The 19,926-nt window shown below is 65.8% G+C and carries 20 protein-coding genes; 16 read left to right on the top strand and 4 right to left on the bottom strand.

Features of this window, described 5'->3' with window-relative positions; translation table 11 throughout:
• Nucleotides 1-8: 8 nt before the first annotated feature.
• From J0O65_RS04155 to J0O65_RS04135, 5 genes are all read left to right on the top strand, one after another.
• Nucleotides 9-176 (top strand): hypothetical protein, encoded by a 168-nt coding sequence (locus J0O65_RS04155; RefSeq protein ID WP_215404401.1) that lies wholly within the window; start codon nucleotides 9-11, stop codon nucleotides 174-176.
• Between the two features lie 87 nt (nucleotides 177-263).
• Nucleotides 264-1,082 (top strand): class D beta-lactamase, encoded by an 819-nt coding sequence (gene blaOXA / locus J0O65_RS04150; RefSeq protein WP_215404399.1) that lies wholly within the window; start codon nucleotides 264-266, stop codon nucleotides 1,080-1,082.
• Nucleotides 1,079-1,474, top strand: coding sequence for a hypothetical protein (locus J0O65_RS04145; protein ID WP_215404396.1), 396 nt, complete (start codon nucleotides 1,079-1,081; stop codon nucleotides 1,472-1,474). Before blaOXA ends, J0O65_RS04145 begins: the two co-directional genes overlap by 4 nt.
• 74 nt (nucleotides 1,475-1,548) lie before the next feature.
• The gene (locus tag J0O65_RS04140; RefSeq protein WP_215404395.1) at nucleotides 1,549-4,008 is read left to right on the top strand and encodes a penicillin-binding protein 1A; all 2,460 of its coding nucleotides are present in this window, start codon (nucleotides 1,549-1,551) and stop codon (nucleotides 4,006-4,008) included.
• A 23-nt stretch (nucleotides 4,009-4,031) separates the two neighbouring features.
• Nucleotides 4,032-5,573: a cryptochrome/photolyase family protein gene (locus tag J0O65_RS04135; RefSeq protein WP_215404392.1), complete on the top strand. Its 1,542-nt coding sequence runs from the start codon at nucleotides 4,032-4,034 to the stop codon at nucleotides 5,571-5,573.
• A gap of 30 nt (nucleotides 5,574-5,603) precedes the next feature.
• Here J0O65_RS04135 and J0O65_RS04130 read toward each other — a convergent pair whose 3' ends face one another.
• The 3 genes from J0O65_RS04130 to J0O65_RS04120 all read right to left on the bottom strand — a co-directional run bounded on the left by J0O65_RS04130 (nucleotide 5,604) and on the right by J0O65_RS04120 (nucleotide 7,674).
• The gene (locus J0O65_RS04130; RefSeq protein WP_215404390.1) at nucleotides 5,604-6,170 is read right to left on the bottom strand and encodes a hypothetical protein; all 567 of its coding nucleotides are present in this window, start codon (nucleotides 6,168-6,170) and stop codon (nucleotides 5,604-5,606) included.
• 66 nt (nucleotides 6,171-6,236) lie between these two features.
• Nucleotides 6,237-6,524, bottom strand: coding sequence for a putative quinol monooxygenase (locus J0O65_RS04125; protein ID WP_215404388.1), 288 nt, complete (start codon nucleotides 6,522-6,524; stop codon nucleotides 6,237-6,239).
• Between the two features lie 109 nt (nucleotides 6,525-6,633).
• Nucleotides 6,634-7,674, bottom strand: coding sequence for a helix-turn-helix transcriptional regulator (locus J0O65_RS04120; protein ID WP_215404386.1), 1,041 nt, complete (start codon nucleotides 7,672-7,674; stop codon nucleotides 6,634-6,636).
• Between the two features lie 208 nt (nucleotides 7,675-7,882).
• Between J0O65_RS04120 and J0O65_RS04115 the strand changes: the two genes are divergently transcribed.
• Nucleotides 7,883-9,892, top strand: coding sequence for a glycoside hydrolase family 3 protein (locus J0O65_RS04115; RefSeq protein ID WP_215404384.1), 2,010 nt, complete (start codon nucleotides 7,883-7,885; stop codon nucleotides 9,890-9,892).
• On the opposite strand, the gene J0O65_RS04110 is transcribed toward J0O65_RS04115, so the two are convergent.
• Nucleotides 9,889-10,299: a hypothetical protein gene (locus J0O65_RS04110; protein WP_215404382.1), complete on the bottom strand. Its 411-nt coding sequence runs from the start codon at nucleotides 10,297-10,299 to the stop codon at nucleotides 9,889-9,891. The two genes, J0O65_RS04115 and J0O65_RS04110, sit on opposite strands and share 4 nt — an antisense overlap.
• Here J0O65_RS04110 and J0O65_RS04105 point away from each other — a divergent pair.
• The 10 genes from J0O65_RS04105 to J0O65_RS04060 all read left to right on the top strand — a co-directional run bounded on the left by J0O65_RS04105 (nucleotide 10,288) and on the right by J0O65_RS04060 (nucleotide 19,910).
• Nucleotides 10,288-10,551 (top strand): type 1 periplasmic-binding domain-containing protein, encoded by a 264-nt coding sequence (locus tag J0O65_RS04105; RefSeq protein WP_215404380.1) that lies wholly within the window; start codon nucleotides 10,288-10,290, stop codon nucleotides 10,549-10,551. The genes J0O65_RS04110 and J0O65_RS04105 overlap by 12 nt on opposite strands.
• A gap of 67 nt (nucleotides 10,552-10,618) precedes the next feature.
• The gene (locus tag J0O65_RS04100; RefSeq protein WP_215404378.1) at nucleotides 10,619-12,427 is read left to right on the top strand and encodes a DUF885 domain-containing protein; all 1,809 of its coding nucleotides are present in this window, start codon (nucleotides 10,619-10,621) and stop codon (nucleotides 12,425-12,427) included.
• A gap of 60 nt (nucleotides 12,428-12,487) precedes the next feature.
• Nucleotides 12,488-12,748 carry a hypothetical protein gene (locus J0O65_RS27805; RefSeq protein WP_251373406.1) on the top strand — a complete coding sequence of 87 codons (261 nt, stop codon included), beginning with the start codon at nucleotides 12,488-12,490 and terminating at the stop codon, nucleotides 12,746-12,748.
• 86 nt (nucleotides 12,749-12,834) lie between these two features.
• Nucleotides 12,835-13,290, top strand: coding sequence for a homoprotocatechuate degradation operon regulator HpaR (hpaR, locus tag J0O65_RS04090; RefSeq protein ID WP_226939756.1), 456 nt, complete (start codon nucleotides 12,835-12,837; stop codon nucleotides 13,288-13,290).
• A 364-nt stretch (nucleotides 13,291-13,654) separates the two neighbouring features.
• Nucleotides 13,655-14,821 (top strand): porin, encoded by a 1,167-nt coding sequence (locus tag J0O65_RS04085; protein ID WP_502793535.1) that lies wholly within the window; start codon nucleotides 13,655-13,657, stop codon nucleotides 14,819-14,821.
• A gap of 28 nt (nucleotides 14,822-14,849) precedes the next feature.
• On the top strand, nucleotides 14,850-15,374 hold the full coding sequence (locus tag J0O65_RS04080) for a sugar dehydrogenase complex small subunit (RefSeq protein ID WP_251373403.1): 525 nt from the start codon (nucleotides 14,850-14,852) through the stop codon (nucleotides 15,372-15,374).
• 9 nt (nucleotides 15,375-15,383) lie between these two features.
• Nucleotides 15,384-16,991, top strand: coding sequence for a GMC family oxidoreductase (locus tag J0O65_RS04075; protein ID WP_215404376.1), 1,608 nt, complete (start codon nucleotides 15,384-15,386; stop codon nucleotides 16,989-16,991).
• Nucleotides 16,988-18,391 (top strand): cytochrome c, encoded by a 1,404-nt coding sequence (locus tag J0O65_RS04070; protein ID WP_215404374.1) that lies wholly within the window; start codon nucleotides 16,988-16,990, stop codon nucleotides 18,389-18,391. Before J0O65_RS04075 ends, J0O65_RS04070 begins: the two co-directional genes overlap by 4 nt.
• Before the next feature lie 123 nt (nucleotides 18,392-18,514).
• Nucleotides 18,515-18,967 (top strand): RrF2 family transcriptional regulator, encoded by a 453-nt coding sequence (locus J0O65_RS04065; protein WP_215404372.1) that lies wholly within the window; start codon nucleotides 18,515-18,517, stop codon nucleotides 18,965-18,967.
• Nucleotides 18,954-19,910, top strand: a complete 957-nt coding sequence (locus tag J0O65_RS04060) for an NAD(P)/FAD-dependent oxidoreductase (RefSeq protein ID WP_215404370.1) — start codon at nucleotides 18,954-18,956, stop codon at nucleotides 19,908-19,910. The genes J0O65_RS04065 and J0O65_RS04060 overlap by 14 nt, the downstream gene beginning before the upstream one ends.
• Nucleotides 19,911-19,926 lie beyond the last annotated feature (16 nt).

Genomic DNA, 19,926 nt, shown 5'->3' with positions numbered 1-19,926 from the left:
AGGGCAACATGCCGGAGAAAATCGAGCGGGACGTCAACGATGACAGCCTGGAAGGGGAAGTGGAACGCGAACGGCGCGAGCATGCGCTGATCGACGAGGAAAAGCTGGGCATGGACGAGCTGGAAGAGGAACGCCTGAAGCGGGAACGCCAGCCGGGCGCGCCGGCGGGCCGCTAGCGTGCAAGCGGATGTATCGGCGCTGGCATCGCGGCGCGCGGCCCGGTACAATTTCGCTTTGTCCTGCTCCCCCAACCCCGGAGGCCCATGAAATATCACGCATTCATCCCCGTCATCCTCGGCCTGACAGGCGCCGCCCTGGCCGCCTCGCAAGCCCAGGCCGCCACCATCTGCACCGCCATGGCGGATGCCAAAACGGGCGCCGTCTTGCTGCAAGAGGGCAATTGCATCGACCGCGTCACACCCGCCTCCACGTTCAAGATCGCCCTCAGCCTGATGGGCTATGACGCTGGCTTCCTCAAGGACGAGCACAAGCCGACCCTGCCATACCGCCAGCGCTATGTGGACTGGGGCGGCGACGCGTGGCGCCAGGATACGGACCCGTCGCGCTGGATGCAGTATTCCGTCGTCTGGTATTCGCAGCAGATCACGCAGGCGCTGGGCGCCGAGCGCTTCCAGAAATATGCGAAGGCTTTGCGCTATGGCAATGCGGATGTGTCGGGCGACCCGGGCAAGGACAATAGCCTGGAGCGCTCGTGGATCAGCTCTTCGCTGAAGATCTCGCCGCTGGAACAGCTGGGCTTCTTGCGCAAGCTGGTCAACGATCAGTTGCCCGTCACCAGGCAGGCGATGGAACAGACGCGGCGCCTGACGCGCCTGGCGGACGTGGGTGGCTGGCAAGTGCACGGCAAGACGGGGGCAGCCTTCCCGCGCAAGGCCGACGGCAGCTTCGACGAGGCGCATGGCTACGGCTGGTTCGTGGGCTGGGCCAGCAAGGGCGAGCGCAGCATCGTCTTCGCGCGCCTGGTGCAGGATGAACAGAAGGGCCAGCAGTCGGCCGGCTTGCGCACGCGCGAGGCCATGCTGAAGGAATTGCCGGCCCTGCTGGAGCAGGCGCAGAAGTGACGCACTCAGTCGTCACGGCCACCTTCCTCGCCACCGACGGCGAGTACCTGGAAGCCGTCATCGAGGTGGATGGCCAGCGCCTGCATGTGATGGACGAGTTCGGCGGTGGGCAACTGGCCGCCGGCACGCAAGTGCGGCTGGAACTGTCGGCCATGCCCAGCGAGATGAACGACTGGGACGCGATGTTCACCGCCAATCCGGGCCGGGAGCAGCGCTTGCTGCGCCTCGATGGCTGGCGCTACCTGGCGCTGGGCGTCGTGACCCAGGTCGACCCCGTCATCTGCGACTGCGGCCTGCTGCGGGTAGAAGACGCATTTCATACGCATGATGCGCGCTGCGTGGGCGCCTATGTCGGCGTCACCCTGGCGCGCCTTGATGCTTGCCTGGCGTAAAATCCGGCCCGCTTTGTTGCCCGCCCTATATACTTGCTGAAACGGATCATCCGGCATCAGACAAGGTTACAAGCATGGCATCAGGCATGGAGCAGTTTCAGGAAAAAGCACGGCAGGCATGGACGTGGGCGCGCGCGCAGGGCTTGCGCGTGGCGGGCGTGGCGTGGGTGAGGGCGGTGGCGCTGTACCGGCGCGGCCACGCGTACCTGATGACCTTGCCGCCCGTGCGGCGCGCGCTGGTGCTGGGCCTGTGGTCGTTCCTGGCCGTGCTGGCGCTGGTGACCTTATACATGCTGCTGCTGATTCCCCTGACGCCGAGCATCCACGACCTGCGCCAGGCGCGCGCCGCCGCGCCCAGCACCATGGTCAGCGCCGATGGCAAGGAACTGGTGCGCTTCGACCAGGGCTTGCAGGAGCGCGTCACCCTGCAGCAGATTTCGCCCAACGTGATCAGCGCGCTGATTGCCACGGAAGACCACCGCTTCTACGACCACCACGGCATCGACTTCACGCGCACGGCCGGCGCCATCCTGCACACGGCGGGCGGCAACCCCCAGGGCGGTTCCACCATCACGCAGCAGCTGGCGCGCAATATGTTCCCCGAGGAGATAGGCCGCTCGCGCAACCTGAACCGCAAGCTGAAGGAACTGATCACGGCCCTCAAAATCGAGGCCACCTACAGCAAGACGGAAATCCTCGAAGCCTACCTGAACACGGTGCCCTTCCTGTACAACACCTACGGCATCGAAATGGCGGCGCGCACCTATTTCGACAAGCCCGCCTCGCGCCTCGACATCCTGGAAAGCGCCACCCTGGTCGGCATGCTCAAAGGCACGAATTACTACAATCCCGTCGGCAATCCCGAACGTTCCTTGCAGCGGCGCAATGTGGTGCTGGGACAGATGCGCAAGCACGACGTCATCGACGAAGCCCGCTACAAGCAGTTGATCAAGCGTCCGCTGCGCCTGCATTTCGAGCGCCAGAGCGAACGGGTGCAATCGGACAGCCACTTCACGGCCTATGTGCGCAAGTGGCTGATCGACTGGGCCGACGAGAATGATTACAACCTGGAGCGCGACGGCCTGGTGGTGCACACCACGCTGGACCACGACCTGCAGCAGGCGGCCGAGCGCGCCGTCGAGCGCCAGGCGAACGCCTTGCAGTCCATCGCCGACGTGGAATGGAGCCGCGCCGGCGTGCCGTCGTCCACCTCGACGGGCATGTATGCGGGCATGCAGGGCGGCAGCGTGCCGTTCGATTATTTCTGGAAGTCCCACCCGGCCTTGCTCGACGCCTTCGTGCGCGAGTCGGGCGACTACCGCAAGCTGACGGCGGCCGGCGCTACGCCGGACGACGCACTGGCGCAGCTGAAGGGCGACCGCGCCTTCATGGCGGCCCTGCGCAAGTCGAAGACGCGTCTGGAAGCGGGCTTCGCGGCCATGGACCCGGCCACAGGCGCCGTGCGCGCCTGGGTGGGCAGCCGCGACTTTGCGCGCGAACAGTTCGACCATGTGTCGCAGGCGGCGCGCCAGCCCGGTTCCACCTTCAAACCCATCGTGTATGGCGCGGCGCTGGAAAAGGGCCTCAGCCCCGATCACGTTTACCGCGACGCCGTGATGGATATCAAGGCGTCCGACGGCACGATATGGCGCCCGACGGACATGAGCGGCACGACGGGGCGCGACATGACCATGCGCGACGGCCTCGTCTACTCGAAAAACACCATCACGGCGCAAGTGATGCAGGATGTCGGCTTGCCGCCGATCATCAAGCTGGCGCGCGCGCTGGGCATCCGCGACAGCAAGCTGGAAAAAGTGCCGTCGCTGGCGCTGGGCACCAGTCCCGTCACCTTGCTGGAAATGGTCAACGCCTATGCCAGTATCGCGGCCCAGGGCGAGGCGCGCCTGCCCTTCGTCGTCACGCACATCACGGACCGCGAAGGCAAGGTCATCGCCCGTTTCGGCGAAGACAAGCCCAAGCGCGCCATGCAGCAGGCATCGGCCGCCACTCTGACGGACATGATGCGCGGCGTGATCGACCGCGGCACGGGCACGGCCATCCGCAGCCGCTTCGGCATCCGCTCCGACGTGGCCGGCAAGAGCGGCACGACGCAAAACAATGCGGATGGCTGGTTTATTTTGATGCATCCGGAACTGGTGGGCGGCGCCTGGGTGGGCTTCAACGACGCGCGCGTCACCATGCGCAGCAATTATTGGGGCCAGGGTGGTCACAATGCCGTGCTGCTGGTGGGCGACTTCTTCAAGACGGCGCTCGACACGGGAAAACTGTCGCGCGACGCCATCTTCCCCGGCGGCAAGCCACCGCCGCCGCTGCGCCATGTGGAAACGGTCGAGGAACCCGAGGACGAGCCGGTGGAAGAGCCGGGAGATTTGCTGCAGGAAGGCGCGCCGCCAGCGCCGCTGGCCATGCCGGCCGAAGGCGACGGCGGACAGGAATCGCATGGCAAGGCGGTGCCGGAAGCGGCTCCCGCGCCAGCGCCGGTGCCGCAGCCGCAGCCTGTACCGCAAGGATAAGTCAACTATCGCAAAGAATAATCATGAGCTCACGCAAGCCCACCCTGCGCCTGATACTCGGCGACCAGCTCAACGCGCAGCACCGCTGGTTCACCGAAGTCGATGACGCCACCATCTATGTCTTGATGGAGGTGCGGCAAGAAACCGATTATGTGCTGCATCATGCGCAGAAAATCCTGGCGATCTTCGCCGCCATGCGCGACTTTGCCCGCCAGCTGCGCGCGCGTGGCCACACCGTGCACTACATCGCCATCGACGACGTGGAAAGCACGCGCTCGATACCGGACAATATCGAGGCGCTGATTCGCCACCATGACGCCGGCGCCTTCGAATACCAGGCGCCCGACGAGTGGCGCCTCGACCAGCAGCTGTACCAGGCCGGGCGACGCTCGCGCATGCCATGGTTGATGGTCGACAGCGAGCATTTCTACACGGCCCGTCATGAGGCGGCCGATATCTTCGCCGGCCGCAAGCAGTGGCTGATGGAGTTTTTCTACCGCCAGATGCGCAGCGCCCACCAGGTGCTGATGGAAGACGCGAAAAAACCTGTCGGCGGCCAGTGGAACTTCGACCACGACAACCGCAAGCCCTGGCGCGGTACGCCCGCCGAGCCGCAAGATCCGCGCACCGTGCATGACCATTCCCTGTTATGGCAAAGCATCGTCGCCGCTGGCGTGAAGAGCTTTGGCGCGCCGCATGCGGACCGTCTCGCGTGGGCGCTGAACCGGGACGAGGCGCTGCGGCAGCTCGACGCCTTCATCGAGCGGGCCTTGCCGCATTTCGGCGATTTCCAGGATGCGATGAGCAGCAAGGCCTGGCGTTTGTTTCATTCGCTGCTGTCGTTCGCGCTGAACGTCAAGATGCTCAACCCGCGCGAAGTGGTCGACAGGGCGCAGGCCGCGTATCACGCCGGCCATGCGCCGCTGGCCGCGGTCGAGGGTTTCATCCGCCAGATCCTCGGGTGGCGCGAATATGTGCGCGGCGTGTACTGGGCGCATATGCCCGGCTATGCGGAAAAGAATTTCTTCGGCCATGCGCGTCCGCTGCCATCCTGGTTCTGGGATGGCAAGACGAAGATGCATTGCCTGTCGCAGGCGATCACGCAGTCGCTGGAACAGGCGCATGCGCACCACATCCAGCGCCTGATGGTGATCGGCAATTTCGCCTTGTTGGCCGGCCTCGACCCGGCCCAGGTGCATGGCTGGTACCTGGGCGTGTATATCGACGCCTTCGAATGGGTGGAGCTGCCCAATACCGTGGGCATGAGCCAGTTCGCCGACGGCGGCTTGCTGGCCACCAAGCCGTATGTCTCCAGCGCCGCGTATATCGACCGCATGGGCGATTATTGCAAAGGCTGCCATTACGATAAAAAGGCGCGCATCGGCGAGAACGCCTGTCCCTTCAATGCCCTGTACTGGGATTTTTTCCATCGCAATGCGGACACATTGGAACGCAATCCCCGCATCGGCATGGCGTATCGCCAGCTGGAGAAGATGGACGCGGCGGCGGTCGCCGCTTTCCGGCAGCAGGCGGCGGCGATGCTGGCCCGGCTCGATTCCCTGTAACGCCGGGCAATATGCCCGTCAGGCGCGTCATCACGGCTTCGTCATGTCCTGGCGCTGGAATTCGATGCGGTTTTCCTGGTAGTCCCACTTCGTGTAGGGGCCGAACACGCGCCGGTTTTCCTTGCTGTCGGCATTAGACTGCTCGCGCTTCATGCGCCGCACGAGGGCGGTGTCGGTCAGCGGCGCCGTCGTGGCGCCGAACACTTCGTGGCGCACGCTCTGTTTGGCGTCGGCGCCGCGCGAAATGATGGTGAGCTTGCGCGTGGCGGGATCGAAATACAGGCGCATGGCGAAGGTGTTCATGTCCTGCAGATACAGGCCGTCGTCGCGCTGCTGCGCGTAAAAGTAGTCGCCGCAGACGGCCTTCGGTTCGCGCTTCCACTCGCAGGCGAGCAGGATCAGCAGGTGATGGTCGTCGAGCTGCTTGATGGAAACACGGGCCTTGGAATAACCCCAGTTGCTGGGTGGCACGGTCGTCGACGAGAGCAGATTGTATTCGCCCACGAGCTGGGGCATGGGCGCTTGCGCCGCGGCGCCGGCGCAGAGAGTCAAGGCGGCTGCCGCCATGGCGCCGCGTAGTGTGGAAAAAGATGTCATGATGGCCATAAAGAAAAGTTGCCACATTATAGATGGCAACTTGCCAAGATGGCCGCGCGTTTGCCGCTATTTCAGCTTGCTCAATTCCGCCACGTCGATCTTGACGACCTTGCCGTCAGTGGCGGCGACCAGGGCCAGGAAGTGGGGCGTCGCTTCGTGCGCCGTCAGGGCGGCTTTGTCGGCCCATTCTTCCAGCATGACGAAGCGCGTGGGCGTCTTGTTGTCGAGGTGCAGCTCGTAGCGCAGGCAGCCGCTTTCCGCGCGGCTGGGCGGTACGACGGCTTCCAGCGCGGCGCGCACGGCGTCGATATGGTCGGCTTGGGCATCGATGGTGGCGACGACGATCAGGGTCATGGTGGTCCTTGTGGTTGGGGTTCCGGCAGCTTAGCGCATCTTGCGCTTTCTTGTCGGCCGGCCACCTTGGCCCGACGCCCCGGGCCTGCGCGCTTCTCGGGGCCTGGTCCTATGCCCCGCCTTGCATCTCTTGCCGGTAGCGCGCCGGCGGCAGCGCGAACTGGGTCTTGAAGAAGCGGGTGAATGCGCTTTGCGAGGAAAAGCCCAGGCGCTCGCCGATTTCCACCACGCTCAAGGTCGTTTCGCGCAGCAGGCGGCGCGATTCGCGGCTCTTGGCGCGCAGTTCCAGCGCGCGGAACGAGGTCTGCTCCTGCTGCAGCTGGCGCTGCAAGGTCCAGCGGTTCATCGCCAGGCCGTCGCACAGGGCCGGCAGCAGCGAGGCGTCGTCGGCGTCTGCCGCGCCTTGCCGGCCCAGCAAATCGATGATGGCTTGCTCGACGCGGGCGGAAAACAGCTGCGCGCCATGCAGCTGCCGCAATTGCCCCTGCGCGTGGCGCAGCGCGTGCGGCGCCAGCATGGCGTTGAACTGGGCGAAGGGCCGGTCCAGCGCGGGTGCGTCAAACGTCAAGGTGTTGCGCGCCTGGCCGAAGGTGGTGGCGGCGCCGAAGCACTCGGCAATGGCCGGCGCGAACCACGGCGCCTTGCCCTGGAAGCCGGCGTGGAAGGCGGTGGGCGCGCCGGCGTCGTAGGCGCGCGCCACCAGCGACAGCATGCGGAAATTGGCCAGCGCCTGCATGGCGCCGCCCGCCGGGCAAAACTCGGACAGGTATTCGATCTCGATGCGCGTGCCGTTTTCGCTCATCAGCATGAAGTCGAATTCGCCGATCAGGCCCCGCAAATGCAGCAACTCGTGCAGCGCGCTGCGCAGGGTGGGGCGGTTGAAGCAGACGTGGGCGATGCCCGAGTAATGCGCGAACCAGTGCGTCACGTCGAGGTCGAGTATGGCCCGGTGCTGCGGCAGCTGCTGCGCGTAGGCCGTCATGCGGCGGTGCCGTTCGGCGTTGATGCGCCCGCCTGGTTCCGTGAGCTGCGCCGGCGTGATGCCCGTGTGGCGGAAAAAGTCGGCGGGGTCGTGCCCGTCGGCCTGCATGGCGCGCGCGCATTGCTGCGCGATCCGGTTCGAAACCGTGCGCGTGTCGGGTTTGTGCAAGGCTGTCTCCTGCTTGTTGTAGTAATTTTTCACAAATATTAGCACTTTGTAGGAGATTGTTGGTTGTCGGGCCGTCTAACCAAAAATTGTATTCGCGGGTATAAAACGCGTGCTGCGCGGTCAAGAAATGCACGCATTCTCACGCTATATTGTTTTCGGCCGGCCTTGCCGCCGCGCCTTGATACCTACAAAAACAATCTTGGAGATAATGATGAATTGCACATTGAAACCGATGGCCCGCGTGGTCGCCGGCTGCGTCGCCACGCTTGCCCTGGCCGCCTGCGGCAACGATACCGTCAGCGAGCAATACACGCAGCCCGTGTTCGGCGCCACCACCTACGCCCAGCTGAAGGTCGACGGCTATGCCTTCAAGGACATGAACCGCAACGGCAAGATCGATCCGTATGAAGACTGGCGCCTGCCGGCCGAGGCGCGCGCCGACGATTTGTTGTCGCGCATGAGCCTTGAGGAAAAAGCGGGCCTGATGATGCACGGCACGGCGCCCACCGTGTCCGACCCTTCCGGCATCGGCCTGGGCGGCGCGTATGACCTGACTGCCCTGCAGGATTTGATCGTCAAGCAGTACGTGAACACCTTCATTACCCGCATGGCGGGCGACACGGCCAACATGGCGGCCCAGTACAACAAGGTACAGGCGCTGAGCGAAACGTCGCGCCACGGCATCCCCGTCTCCATCAGCACGGACCCCCGCCACCATTTCCAGTACACGGTGGGCGCCAGCGCCGGCACCAAGGGATTTTCCCAGTGGCCGGAAACCCTGGGCCTGGCGGCCATCGGCGACGATGCGCTGGTGCGCCGCTTCGGCGACATCGCGCGCCAGGAATACCTGGCCGTCGGCATCACGCAAGCGCTGTCGCCGCAGGCGGACCTGGCCACCGAGCCGCGCTGGTCGCGCATCAACGGCACTTTTGGCGAAGACGCCGACCTGGCCAGGCGCATGGTGCAGCACTATATCGAGGGCTTTCAGGATGGCAATACGGGTTTGCATGACGGCAGCGTGGTGGCCGTCGTCAAGCACTGGGTCGGCTATGGCGCCACGAAAGAGGGCTACGACGGCCACAATTACTATGGCCGCTACATGACCTATCCGGGCAACAACTTCGCCTATCACGTGAAACCGTTCGAAGGGGCGTTCACGGCCAGGGCGGCGTCCGTCATGCCGACCTACGCTCTGCCGGATGGCAATATCACAATCGACGGCATCACGCTGGAACAGGTGGCGGCCGGCTTCAGCAAGACCATGCTGACGGATTTGCTGCGCGGCAAATACGGCTTCGAGGGCGTGATCCTGTCGGACTGGGGCATCACCTCCGACTGCGACGCCAACTGCCGCAACGGCACGGCGCCGGGCGTGGCGCCTTCCTTCATCGGCTTCGGCACGCCGTGGGGCATGGAAGACGCCACCAAGGCCGAGCGTTACGTGAAGGCCGTGACGGCGGGGATGGACCAGTTTGGCGGCGTGACGGAAGCGCCCTACCTGACGCAAGCCGTGCAACGGGGCCAACTGACGCAAGCGCGCATCGACGCGTCGGCGCGGCGCATCCTGATCCAGAAATTCAAGCAGGGCCTGTTCGAGCATCCGTTCGTCGATGCGGCCAAGGCGGCCGCCACCGTGGGCAAGGCGGACTTCATCGAGGCGGGCCTGGAGGCCCAGCGCCGCTCGCTGGTCTTGCTGGAAAACAAGGACAAGGTCTTGCCGCTGGCGGCCAGCGTCAAGAAGGTGTATTTATACGGCATCGACGCGGCCGTGGCGCGGCAGCATGGCTACACAGTGGTGGCCACGCCGCAGGAAGCGGACGTGGCCCTGCTGCGCGTGGCCGCGCCGTATGAAACCCTGCACCCGAACTACATCTTCGGCAGCATGCAGCACGAGGGCCGCCTCGATTACGTGGACGGCAACGCCGACTACGAGGCGATCAAAAACGCGGCGAAGAACGCGCCGAAAACGGTGGTCACCGTGTACCTGGACCGCCCGGCCATCCTCGGCAACGTGCAGGACAAGGCCAGCGCGATTCTCGCCAACTTCGGCGTGAGCGACGGCGCGCTGTTCGACGTCCTGACGGGCAAGGCCAAGCCGCAAGGCAAGCTGCCGTTCGAGCTGCCCTCGTCGATGGCCGAGGTGCAGGTACAGAAATCGGACGTGCCGTATGACACGGCGCATCCGCTGTACAAGTTCGGTTACGGCCTGGCGTACTAAGCGGCGTTCAACTCGGTGTCGTCCCGCTGCGCTGGCGCCAGGCGTGGCTGTTCAGGGCGTCGATAAGGCGCGCCAATGGCCAGTCCCGTTCCACTGCCTGCAGCATGATCTGCTGCGGCGTGGCCGACGCCGGCGTCATCCAGCGCGCCCTGGACGGGCAGCGCCTGCAGCGCGGGATACAGCGCGACGCTCATGGCGCGGCTGTCCAGCGCTTCCATGGCGCGCCCGAACGGCGACGACACTTGCAGCAGGTTGGCCATGCGGTGGATGTCGGGCGAGCGGTTATGCCCGGCCGCGTGGAACAGGGCCGAGTTGAAGACGCTCACTTGCGCCGTCATCTGGCAGGTGGGACCGAGCCAGGCTTGCGATATCCACGCGAAGACGGGATTGGCGAAATGGTCGCCCACCGCCTGGCCGCGCACCCGGGCATCGCCGCCGTGTATTCGATCGGCGGCGGCAATGCCGCCATCGTGCTGGCCTTCGCCCAGGCGGGCCGGCGCTGCCAGGTCTTCATCGGCCACGACCTGGACGTGGACAATGCGGCGCTGCTCAAGGCGGGCGCCATCCACGTCGTGCTGCACCACGAGCTGGGCCAGGATATGCGACGCGCCTGCCAAGAGGTGCTGCGGGCGCAGGGCGCGCTGCCGGCCCTGAATTGACAGGCATGCGAGGCTGGCCGATACTCGCCGCTTCGCTCATCGCTCACCTCAGGAAGGAATCCCCCCGATGTCCGTCATTCCGAAATTGCATCAGACCGTACTTGCCGCCTTGCTCGCCACCGCATTTGCCATGCCGGCCATGGCAAACGTCCCGGCGGCGGCCAGCGCCCCGTCGGCCTGGGTCGAGGCCAGCAACCGCAATGCGGCCATCGTGCTGGCGGCGCAAGCGCAGTTTTCGCCGGAAAACGCTTCCGATACGGGCCTGGCGCAGTACGACGGCCTGGCCGCCGACCTGGGGCCGAACATCACCGAGCGCCAGGTGGCGGCCATGCGGAAGGCGCGCGCGCAATTGCAGCACAAGCTGGCGGCGGAAAAAGATGAGCGCGTGCGCCAGGATCTGCAAATCCTGACGCAGGCCGTCGACCAGGAGATCATGGGCGCCCAGCTGGACGCCAAATACGCCTTGCCGTGGGTCGATGTGCCGCAAATGGTCTTTGGCAGCATGCAAAGCCTGCTGCAGGAACAGCGCCCGGCCGCGCGCCGCGCCAAGGCGCTGGAACGCCTGCAGCGCTACGTGGGCCAGTTCCCGGGCAGCACGCCGATCACGGCGCAGGCCAAGGCGCGCTTCACGGAAAAAATCGGCAAGCCGGGCCTGGCCGGACCCGTGCGGCTGCAGGTGGAGCAGTCGCTGGAAAACGTGCCGACGTATATCGCCGGCATCCGCAAGCTGTTCGCCGATATGCGGATCGCGGGCGCGGAAAGCGCGCTGGCCGCCATGGAGCAGCAGCTGACTGACTATGCGGCCTGGGAAAAGCAGGTGGTGCTGCCCTTGTCGCGCACGGATTTCCGCATGGCGCCCGAGCTGTATGCGTTTCGCCTGAAGCAGGTGGGCATCGACATCGCGCCGCGCGCGCTGGTCGAACGGGCGCAGGTGGCCTACCTGGAAACGCGCGCCGCCATGCAGGCGCTGGCGCCGGTGGTGGCGGCGAAAATGTCGCTGAAGGGCGTCGATGGCGGTGATTACCGCCAGGTGCTGCGGGCGCTGAAAGCCGATTCCATCCCGAACGAGCAGCTCGAGGCGCACTACAAGGGCGTCAATACGCAGCTGGAACAGCGCATCGCCCAGCAGCGCGTGGTCGATATCCCTGCGCGCGCCATGACCATGCGCCTGGCGTCCGCCGCCGAATCGGCGGCCCAGCCGGCGCCGCATATGCGTCCGCCGCCGTTGATCGGCAATACGGGAGAGCACGGCCAGTTCGTCCTCCCCGTCAGCAATCCGGCCGCCAGCGGCAAGGGCGAGGCGTATGACGATTTCAATTTCGCGGGCGCCGCCTGGACGTTGAGCGCGCACGAAGGCCGCCCCGGCCACGAGCTGCAGTTCAGCGCCATGGTGGAGCGGGGCGTGTCGCAGGCGCGCAGCCTGTACGCGTTCAACAGCGTCAACGTGGAAGGCTGGGCGCTGTACGCGGAAGCGGAGATGATCCCGTACGAGCCGGCCGAAGGCCAGTTCATCGCGCTGCAGTTCCGCATGCTGCGCGCGGCGCGCGCCATGCTCGACCCGATGCTGAACCTGGGACTAGTCACGCGCGAAGAGGCGGGGCGCATCCTGACGGATGAAGTGATGCTGTCGAAAGCGATGGCGCGTCAGGAACTGGACCGCTACACCTTCAACATGCCGGGCCAGGCGGGCAGCTATTTCTATGGCTATACGCGCATCCTGCAGCTGCGCGCGGAAACGGAGCTGGCGCTGGGCGAGAAGTTCGACCGCCTGGCCTTCAACAACTTCCTGCTGGGCCAGGGCTTGCTGCCGCCTGACTTGCTGGCCAGGGCCGTGCGCGAGCACTTCATCCCTGCACAGAGAAAAGCCGGGAGCTGACGGAAGTCTCCTCCGCATGCCATGCTGGCGCCCTTGAATGACGACGCGAGAGTGGCAGGCATGTGGCGCGGGATCGTATGTGGTGTGCTGGCCGGCGCCTTCTGGGGCGCCGTTTTCATTGTGCCCGTCCTGTTGCCGGACTTTTCTCCGCTCGAGCTGATGGCAGGCCGCTACCTCTGCTACCTCTGTTACGGCGCGCTGGCGGCCGGCCTGATGCTGCCGCGCCTCCTGCCCCTGCTGCTGGCGTATGGCGTCAAGCTGGCCGGCGTGCTGTGGTTCGTGCGGCGCCACGCCCAGAAGGATGGGGCAGGGCGGACGTAGCGAAAAATACATCATTGCCAGCCTGCCGTTTGCACCGGGCGGGCCGTATAATGATCCTCATTTGCCGGCCATCCAGGGAGTTCCGCTTGCAGCTACCGATCCGTTATCCGAACATGCCGCAACTGCTGCTGAAGGCCCGCGACAGCCTGCTCCAGCATTTCCGCCCCATCCTCAATCACTTCGGCGTGACGGAGCAGCAGTGGCGCATCATGCGCGCGCTGAACGAAAGCCCGACCCTGGAGCCGCGCGAGCTGTGCGAGATCTGCCAGATTTCCAGTCCCAGCATGAGCGGCATCCTGGCGCGCATGGAGGAAATCGGCTTGATCGGGCGCAGCAAGTTCGAAGGCGACCAGCGCCGCCGCAAGGTGCACCTGTCGGAAGCGGGCGCCAGCCTGCTGCTGCAGATGGGGAAACTCATCGACCTGCAATATGCCCACCTGGAAGCGGCCTACGGCAAGCAGGTGTTCGAAGACATGCGCCGCACGCTCGAAGCCTTCATCGCCCTCGAAACCCTGCCGGTGGCGCCCGCCATCCTGCGCTGACCGTCTCGCTTTCCCCGTTTTCCCGCCTGCCTGATTAGCCACCGGGCGCGTGTTTTTCGACACGCGCCGCCGCCGCTTTGTCCATGCCTGTTCCGTGTATTTCCGCAGTCTGCCGGGCTTGCATCCGCGCGCCTGCCGGTTTTGCTATAAGACACAAGAAAGTTTTGCTATAAGACTACGCCTTACAGTCAATCACTTACATGTGAGTAAATAAGCGTATAATTTGCGTCACTTGATCCAAATCAAGAAGAACAGCGGACGTCCCATCAGTGGATGGGGCGGCACGCGGCGCCACGCCGGTATGTCGCCGTCACGGCGGCAATACTTGTCGGGCGTACAATAAAACAGGAAAATCAGGAAAAAAATGAACACACCATGCATGCGCGCCGCGGCGCTGGCCGTCTCCACGCTGATCGGCGCAAACGTTTGCGCCCAAGGCAATGTCACCATCTACGGCGTCGTGGACGCGGCCACCGCGTACGCGAGCAACCAGGGCGGCAAGTCGAACACCTATATGCGCAGCGGCAATTTGTCCGCCAGCAAGATCGGTTTCCAGGGCGTGGAAGACCTGGGCGGCGACCTGAAGGCGCTGTTCCTGCTGGAAAACGGCTTTGAAAGCGACACGGGCGCGCAAAGTTCCGCCAGCTCCCTGTTCAACCGCCAGGCCTATGTGGGCTTGCAGTCGAACGCCTACGGCACCTTGACGGCCGGCCGCCAGTACACGCCGTACTATCTGCTGGTGGGCTCGCTGGCGTCGAGCAACGTCTTGACGGGCGCCACCGGCGCCCACCCGGGCGATATCGACGGCCTCGATACGACCGTGCGCATCAGCAATTCCGTTACCTACAGCATGCCTGCCTGGCGCGGCCTGCAGGCCAGCGCGCAATACGGCTTTGGCGAAGCGGCCGACGGCAATGCCGCGGGCAGCAGCTTCAGCGCGGCCGTCAAGTACAGCACTTCGCCGGCCGAATTCGCGCTCGGCTATCTGAAACTGAAAAATGGCCAGAATGGCGCCGGCTGGAGCGACAACGCCTCGGGCAGCTTCGGCATCTCGGCCATCAACCGGGGCTACGCGTCGGCCGACAGCATCGAGTTCATCGCCGCCAGCGCGCGCTACACCATGGGCAAGTGGATGGTGGGCGCCAATGCCAGCAACGTGCAATACCAGGCTGGCAGCCGCTCGGCCTTCCGCGACACGGCCATCTTCAACACGGCCGGCCTGATCGCGAGCTACCAGCTGACGCCGCAGTGGTTCCTGGCCGCCGGCTACAGCGACACCATCGCCAGTCACGCCAACGGCGTGTCGGACCGTGCGCGCTACCGCCAGCTGTCGTTCGAGCAGAATTATGCGCTGTCGAAGCGCACCGCGATCTACCTGATCGAAGCGCGTCAGCTGGCGCGCGGCCAGACCCTGGGCCAGGACGGCGCCATCGTCAATGCCGTCGCCTCGGTCGGCGATTCGCAAAACGGCACGCCGTCGTCGAACGGCGGGCAGACGGTGGTCATGGTCGGTCTCAAGCATTCTTTCTGAACGGTTGCTGAACTCACGGGAGCTTCAATTGGACGCTACACACAATAAGGGGGGCCGCAGCCCTCTGAACCCCGGCCGCCGCATGGTGCTGGCCGGCCTGCTGTCGGCTTCGGCCGCGGCGCTGATCCCCTGGGCGCTGGCCGAGCCGGTCGCCAATGCGGAGCAGGGCGCCTTCCTGGGCGTGTCGGCCATGCTGGTCGGGCGCCAGGCGCTCGACCCGGTGCTGGCCCAACGCCTGTACGACGCGCTGCTGGCGCAGGACGCCGCCTTCCCGGCGAACGTGCGCGCGCTGCTGGCCTTGATCAATGCGCAGGGCTTGCAGGCGGCCGGCCTGCAGCAAGCGCTCGACGCGCTCGACCCGGCCCAGTCGCCGCTGGCCGCCTTGCCGCGCCAGATCGCCAGCGCCTGGTACCTGGGCATCGTCGGCACGGGCGAGGCGGCCGTCTGCGTCGCCTATGAGCAGGCGCTCAACGCGGCCGTCGTGGCCGACGTCCTGAAGCCTCCCACGTATTCCTACGGCGCCTACGGCAGCTGGGCCAGAAAACCAATTTAAGGAGCCATCATGGCTGAAGCACTCTCCGCCGATTACCTCGTCATCGGCTCCGGCATCATCGGCTCGCTGGCCGCGCGCAAGCTCGCGCTGGCCGGCGCCTCGGTGCTGATCCTGGAAGCGGGCCCGCGCGTGTCGCGCGGCGAAATCGTCGCCCGTTTCCGCAACTCGACGCGCCGCAGCGACTGGATGTCGCCGTATCCCTCGGTGGACACGGCGCCGCATCCGATCTACCAGCCGAAGGACAATGGCTACCTGGTGCAGGCCGGCCCGTACCCGTACCCGGCCGAGTACATCCGCCAGTTCGGCGGCACCTCGTGGCACTGGGCCGCGCAGGCGTGGCGCAACGTGCCGAACGATTTCCGCATCCACACGCTGTACGGCGTGGGCGTCGACTGGCCCATCAGCTACGAAGACCTGGAGCCGTTCTACCAGGAAGCGGAGGAGATCATGGGCGTGTCCGGCGCCGACAACACGGGTTCGCCGCGCAAGCAGGCCTTCCCGATGGACCCCGTCACGGAGCCATACGCCATGCGCCGCATCCGCGAGCGCCTCGACCCCACGTTCAAGGTGGTGGGCAACACGGTGGCGCGCAACAGCGTCGGCTACGCTGGCCGCCCGGCCTGCTGCGGCAACAACAGCTGCCAGCCGATCTGCCCCATCGACGCGCAATACCACGGCGGCATCGCCGCGCAGCAGGCGGAAGACGCTGGCGTCAAGATCGTCTGCAACGCCAACGTCTACAAGCTGGAACACGACGCGCAGGGCCGCATCACGGCCGCGCTGTACTACGACGTGCATAAAAAGAGCCACCGCGTCACGGCCAAGACCTTCATCCTGGCCGCCAATGGCATCGAAAGCCCCCGTCTGCTGCTCGTTTCCGCCACGGACAAGTACCCGAACGGCCTGGCCAACAGCAGCGACATGGTGGGCCGCAACCTGATGGACCACCCGAGCACCTCGATCACCTTCGACGCCGACGAAGACCTGTGGCTGGGCCGGGGCCCGCAAAGCCCCAACTCCATCAACACCATGCGCGACGGCGATTTCCGCAGCCAGCACTCGCCGTACCGCCTGGACTTCACGAACATCTCGCGCGTCGATGGCGCCACCAAAGAGCTGATTGGCAAGGGCGTGTTCGGCGAGGAATTCGAACAGCAGCTGCGCTTCCGTTCGGCCCGCGAAATGAGCCTGAAAAACGTGCTGGAAGTGCTGCCGAACCCGGAAAACCGCATCGCCTTGAGCCGCGAAAAGGACGCCATGGGCATCCCCAAGCCGCAGGCGCATTACGCGATCGACGAGTACACCCGGCGCGGCCACGAGCGCTCGAAGCAGGATTTCGAGCAGATCGCCAAACTGATGGGCGGCACCAATCTGCGCCACAGCAAGGAGGGCGTGTTCGCCAACAACCAGCACATCTGCGGCACCCTGTCGATGGGCTCCGACCCGGCCAAGGCCGTGTGCGACCAGTGGGGCCGCACCTTCGACCACGCCAACCTGTTCCTGTGCAGCACCGGCGTGCTGCCCACGTCCGGTACCTGCAATTCGACGGAAAACGGCCTGGCCGTGGCACTGCGCACCGTCAAGCACATCCTCGACGAACAGGGAGCGACGGCATGATGGCGACCTTCAGAATGGCGGCCGGCGCCGCACTGCTGTCCCTCGCGGCCATGCCCGTGCTGGCAGCCGACAAGGCCGTGCCCGATGCGGCGGCGATCGAACGTGGCCGCTACCTGGCCACGGCCGGCGACTGCATCGCCTGCCACAGCGTGCCCGGTGGTCAGCCGATGGCCGGCGGCCTGGCCCTGGCCACGCCGCTGGGCGCCATCGTTGCCACCAACATCACGCCGTCGACCACGCACGGCATCGGCAACTACACGCTCAAGCAGTTCTCAAGCGCCGTGCGCCATGGCGTGCGGGCCGACGGCGCCAACCTGTACCCGGCCATGCCCTACACGGCCTACGCCAAGGTGACGGACGAGGACACGGCGGCCCTGTACGCCTATTTCATGCATGGCGTGGCGGCGGTGGACAAGGCGCCGGCGCAACAGACGGACTTGCCGTTCCCGTTCAATATCCGCCTGTCGATGGCGGGCTGGAACTGGCTGTTCCTCGACAAGAAGCCATTCGTGGCCGATGCGGCCAAGAGCATGGAGTGGAACCGCGGCGCCTACCTGGCGCAGGGCCTGGCCCACTGCACCACCTGCCACACGCCGCGCAATGCGCTGATGGCCGAGCAGCTGTCGAAAGAGCTGGGCGGCGCGGACCTGGGCACCTGGTACGCGCCCAACATCACGTCGGACGTCAACAGCGGCGTGGGCGGCTGGAGCCAGCAGGAGCTGGTCGGCTACCTGCGCACTGGCCGCGCGGCCAACAAGGCGCAGGCTGCCGGACCGATGGCCGAAGCCATCGACCACAGCCTGAAGCACCTGAACGACGCAGACCTGAACGCCATCGCCCACTACATCAAGAGCGTGCGGGCCATCCGCGACAAGGCCGATACGCAGCCGGTGACGCAATGGGGCAAGGCGGGCGACGAGCTGGCCGGCATCCGCGGCGTGCCGCTGCCGCAAAACCTGAACAAGATGTCGGGTGCGCAGCTGTACGATGCGCAGTGCGCCAGCTGCCACCAGGCGAAGGGCGAGGGCAGTTTCGACGGCAGCCTGCCGCCGCTGTTCCACAACTCGGTGACGGGCCGCGGCAACAGCAACAACCTGGTGATGGCCATCCTCGACGGCGTCGAGCGCCAGGACCGCAACGGTAGTCATGTCGCCGGACACCTGATGCCGGCCTTCCGCCAGACCCTGTCGGACGAGCAGATCGTCACCCTGGGCAATTACGTGCAAAAGATGTACGGCAATCCCGACGTCAAGGTGACGGCGGAACAGGTGACGACCCTGCGCAACGGCGGCCCTGCCTCGAACCTGATCGGCCTGGCCCGCGCGGGCATCATCGTCGGCGTGCTGGTGCTGCTGGCATTGCTGCTGTGGTGGCGCGGACGGCGGCGCAAGGATGCATAGGCGCGTTAACAAAACACCCTGAAGCAACGGCTGGGGTCAGACCCAAAGGGTCTGACCCCTTTTTTATACCGCAAAAATGCAACTTGCTTGCATATGTAAACTTCATGTACTATCATTGGTTACATGAGACGCGACAGCAAACTATCATCGATCCTCCATGTGCTGCTGCACATGGCCCATGCGGGACGTCCGATGACGTCCGAAGAACTCTCCGGCTACCTGGACACCAACCCCGTGCTGGTGCGGCGCGTGATGGCCGGCTTGCGCGAGCGCGGCTATGTGGCGTCGGTCAAGGGCCATGGCGGCGGCTGGCGCATCGTCTGCGACCTGCACCGCGTGACCCTGCAAGACATCTACGTGGCCGTGGGTTCGCCCACCATCTTCGCCATGGGCAACCGCGTCGACCAGCCGGGCTGCCTGGTCGAACAAGTGGTCAACCAGTCGCTGGCCGGCGCCTTCGACGAAGCCGAGGCGTTGCTGATCCGGCGCCTGGGCGCCGTCACCCTGGCCGACCTGGCCGACCGTTTCAGCCAACAATATTCCACACACCAAGGAGCACCGCATGACCATTCCTGAATCCCAGGGCGGCGCCACGCCTGCCGCCGCATTCGACGCCCCGTTCGACGCCATCATCGTCGGCGGCAGCTACGCGGGACTGTCGGCCGCCACGCAACTGGCGCGCGCCCGCCGCCGCGTGCTGGTGATCGATGGCGGCCAGCGCCGCAACCGTTACGCCAGCCATTCCCACGGTTTCCTGACCCAGGACGGCAGCGGGACGGCCGCCATCGCGGCCGAGGGCAAGGCGCAGCTGCTGGCGTATGCCACCGTCACCTGGCTGGACGGCACGGCCACGCAGGCGACAGCCCGCAGCGACGGCGGAGGCTGCGACGTGACTCTGGGGGACGGCAGTGTCGTTCACGGCCGCCGCCTGGTGCTGGCCACCGGCGTGATCGACGAACTGCCGCCCGTCGACGGCCTGGCCGAGCGCTGGGGCAGCAGCGTCTTTCACTGCCCATACTGCCATGGCTATGAGCTGGAGCAGGGCGCCATCGGCGTGCTGGCCACCGGGCCCCTGTCGATGCACCATGCGCTGATGCTGCCCGACTGGGGCACGGTCACCTTTTTTCTCAATGGCGCGTTCGAGCCCGATCCGGCGCAGCTGGCGCAACTGGCCGGGCGCGGCGTGACGCTGGTGCGCGCGCCCGTGGCGCGGATCGACGGCGTGGCCGACGTGGTCACGGCGGACGGCAGCCGCCATGCGATGGCCGGCCTGTTCGTGGCGACCCGCACCCGCCTGGCCAGTCCCCTGGCCGCGGAGCTGGGCTGCGCGCTGGAAGAGGGGCCCATGGGCCCGTTCGTGCGCACCGACGAGCAAAAGGCCAGCAGCGTGCCCGGCGTCTTTTGCTGCGGCGACGCGGGCCGCATGGCCGGCAGCGTGGCGTTCGCGGTGGCCGATGGCGCCATGGCTGGCGTGGCGGCGCACCGCTCGCTGATGTTCGGACTGGCCCCGGCGGCGTAATGCCGGGGCCGTGGTA

It is taken from the genome of Janthinobacterium sp. JC611, assembly GCF_018682595.1.
Classification (GTDB): Bacteria; Pseudomonadota; Gammaproteobacteria; order Burkholderiales; family Burkholderiaceae_D; genus Janthinobacterium.
Note: the sequence above shows the minus strand (reverse complement) of the source record. Positions and strands in the feature narration are given on the sequence as shown.

Coding starts and splice junctions, on each gene's coding strand:
- J0O65_RS04070 (WP_215404374.1), top strand. CDS start 16,988: ATGATGGCGACCTTCAGAATGGCGGCCGGCGCCGCACTGCTGTCCCTC.
- J0O65_RS04085 (WP_502793535.1), top strand. CDS start 13,655: ATGAACACACCATGCATGCGCGCCGCGGCGCTGGCCGTCTCCACGCTG.
- J0O65_RS04130 (WP_215404390.1), bottom strand. CDS start 6,170: ATGACATCTTTTTCCACACTACGCGGCGCCATGGCGGCAGCCGCCTTG.
- J0O65_RS04075 (WP_215404376.1), top strand. CDS start 15,384: ATGGCTGAAGCACTCTCCGCCGATTACCTCGTCATCGGCTCCGGCATC.
- J0O65_RS04125 (WP_215404388.1), bottom strand. CDS start 6,524: ATGACCCTGATCGTCGTCGCCACCATCGATGCCCAAGCCGACCATATC.
- J0O65_RS04135 (WP_215404392.1), top strand. CDS start 4,032: ATGAGCTCACGCAAGCCCACCCTGCGCCTGATACTCGGCGACCAGCTC.
- J0O65_RS27805 (WP_251373406.1), top strand. CDS start 12,488: ATGTGGCGCGGGATCGTATGTGGTGTGCTGGCCGGCGCCTTCTGGGGC.
- J0O65_RS04115 (WP_215404384.1), top strand. CDS start 7,883: ATGATGAATTGCACATTGAAACCGATGGCCCGCGTGGTCGCCGGCTGC.
- J0O65_RS04155 (WP_215404401.1), top strand. CDS start 9: ATGCCGGAGAAAATCGAGCGGGACGTCAACGATGACAGCCTGGAAGGG.
- J0O65_RS04100 (WP_215404378.1), top strand. CDS start 10,619: ATGTCCGTCATTCCGAAATTGCATCAGACCGTACTTGCCGCCTTGCTC.
- blaOXA (WP_215404399.1), top strand. CDS start 264: ATGAAATATCACGCATTCATCCCCGTCATCCTCGGCCTGACAGGCGCC.
- J0O65_RS04140 (WP_215404395.1), top strand. CDS start 1,549: ATGGCATCAGGCATGGAGCAGTTTCAGGAAAAAGCACGGCAGGCATGG.
- J0O65_RS04105 (WP_215404380.1), top strand. CDS start 10,288: ATGGTCGCCCACCGCCTGGCCGCGCACCCGGGCATCGCCGCCGTGTAT.
- J0O65_RS04060 (WP_215404370.1), top strand. CDS start 18,954: ATGACCATTCCTGAATCCCAGGGCGGCGCCACGCCTGCCGCCGCATTC.
- J0O65_RS04065 (WP_215404372.1), top strand. CDS start 18,515: ATGAGACGCGACAGCAAACTATCATCGATCCTCCATGTGCTGCTGCAC.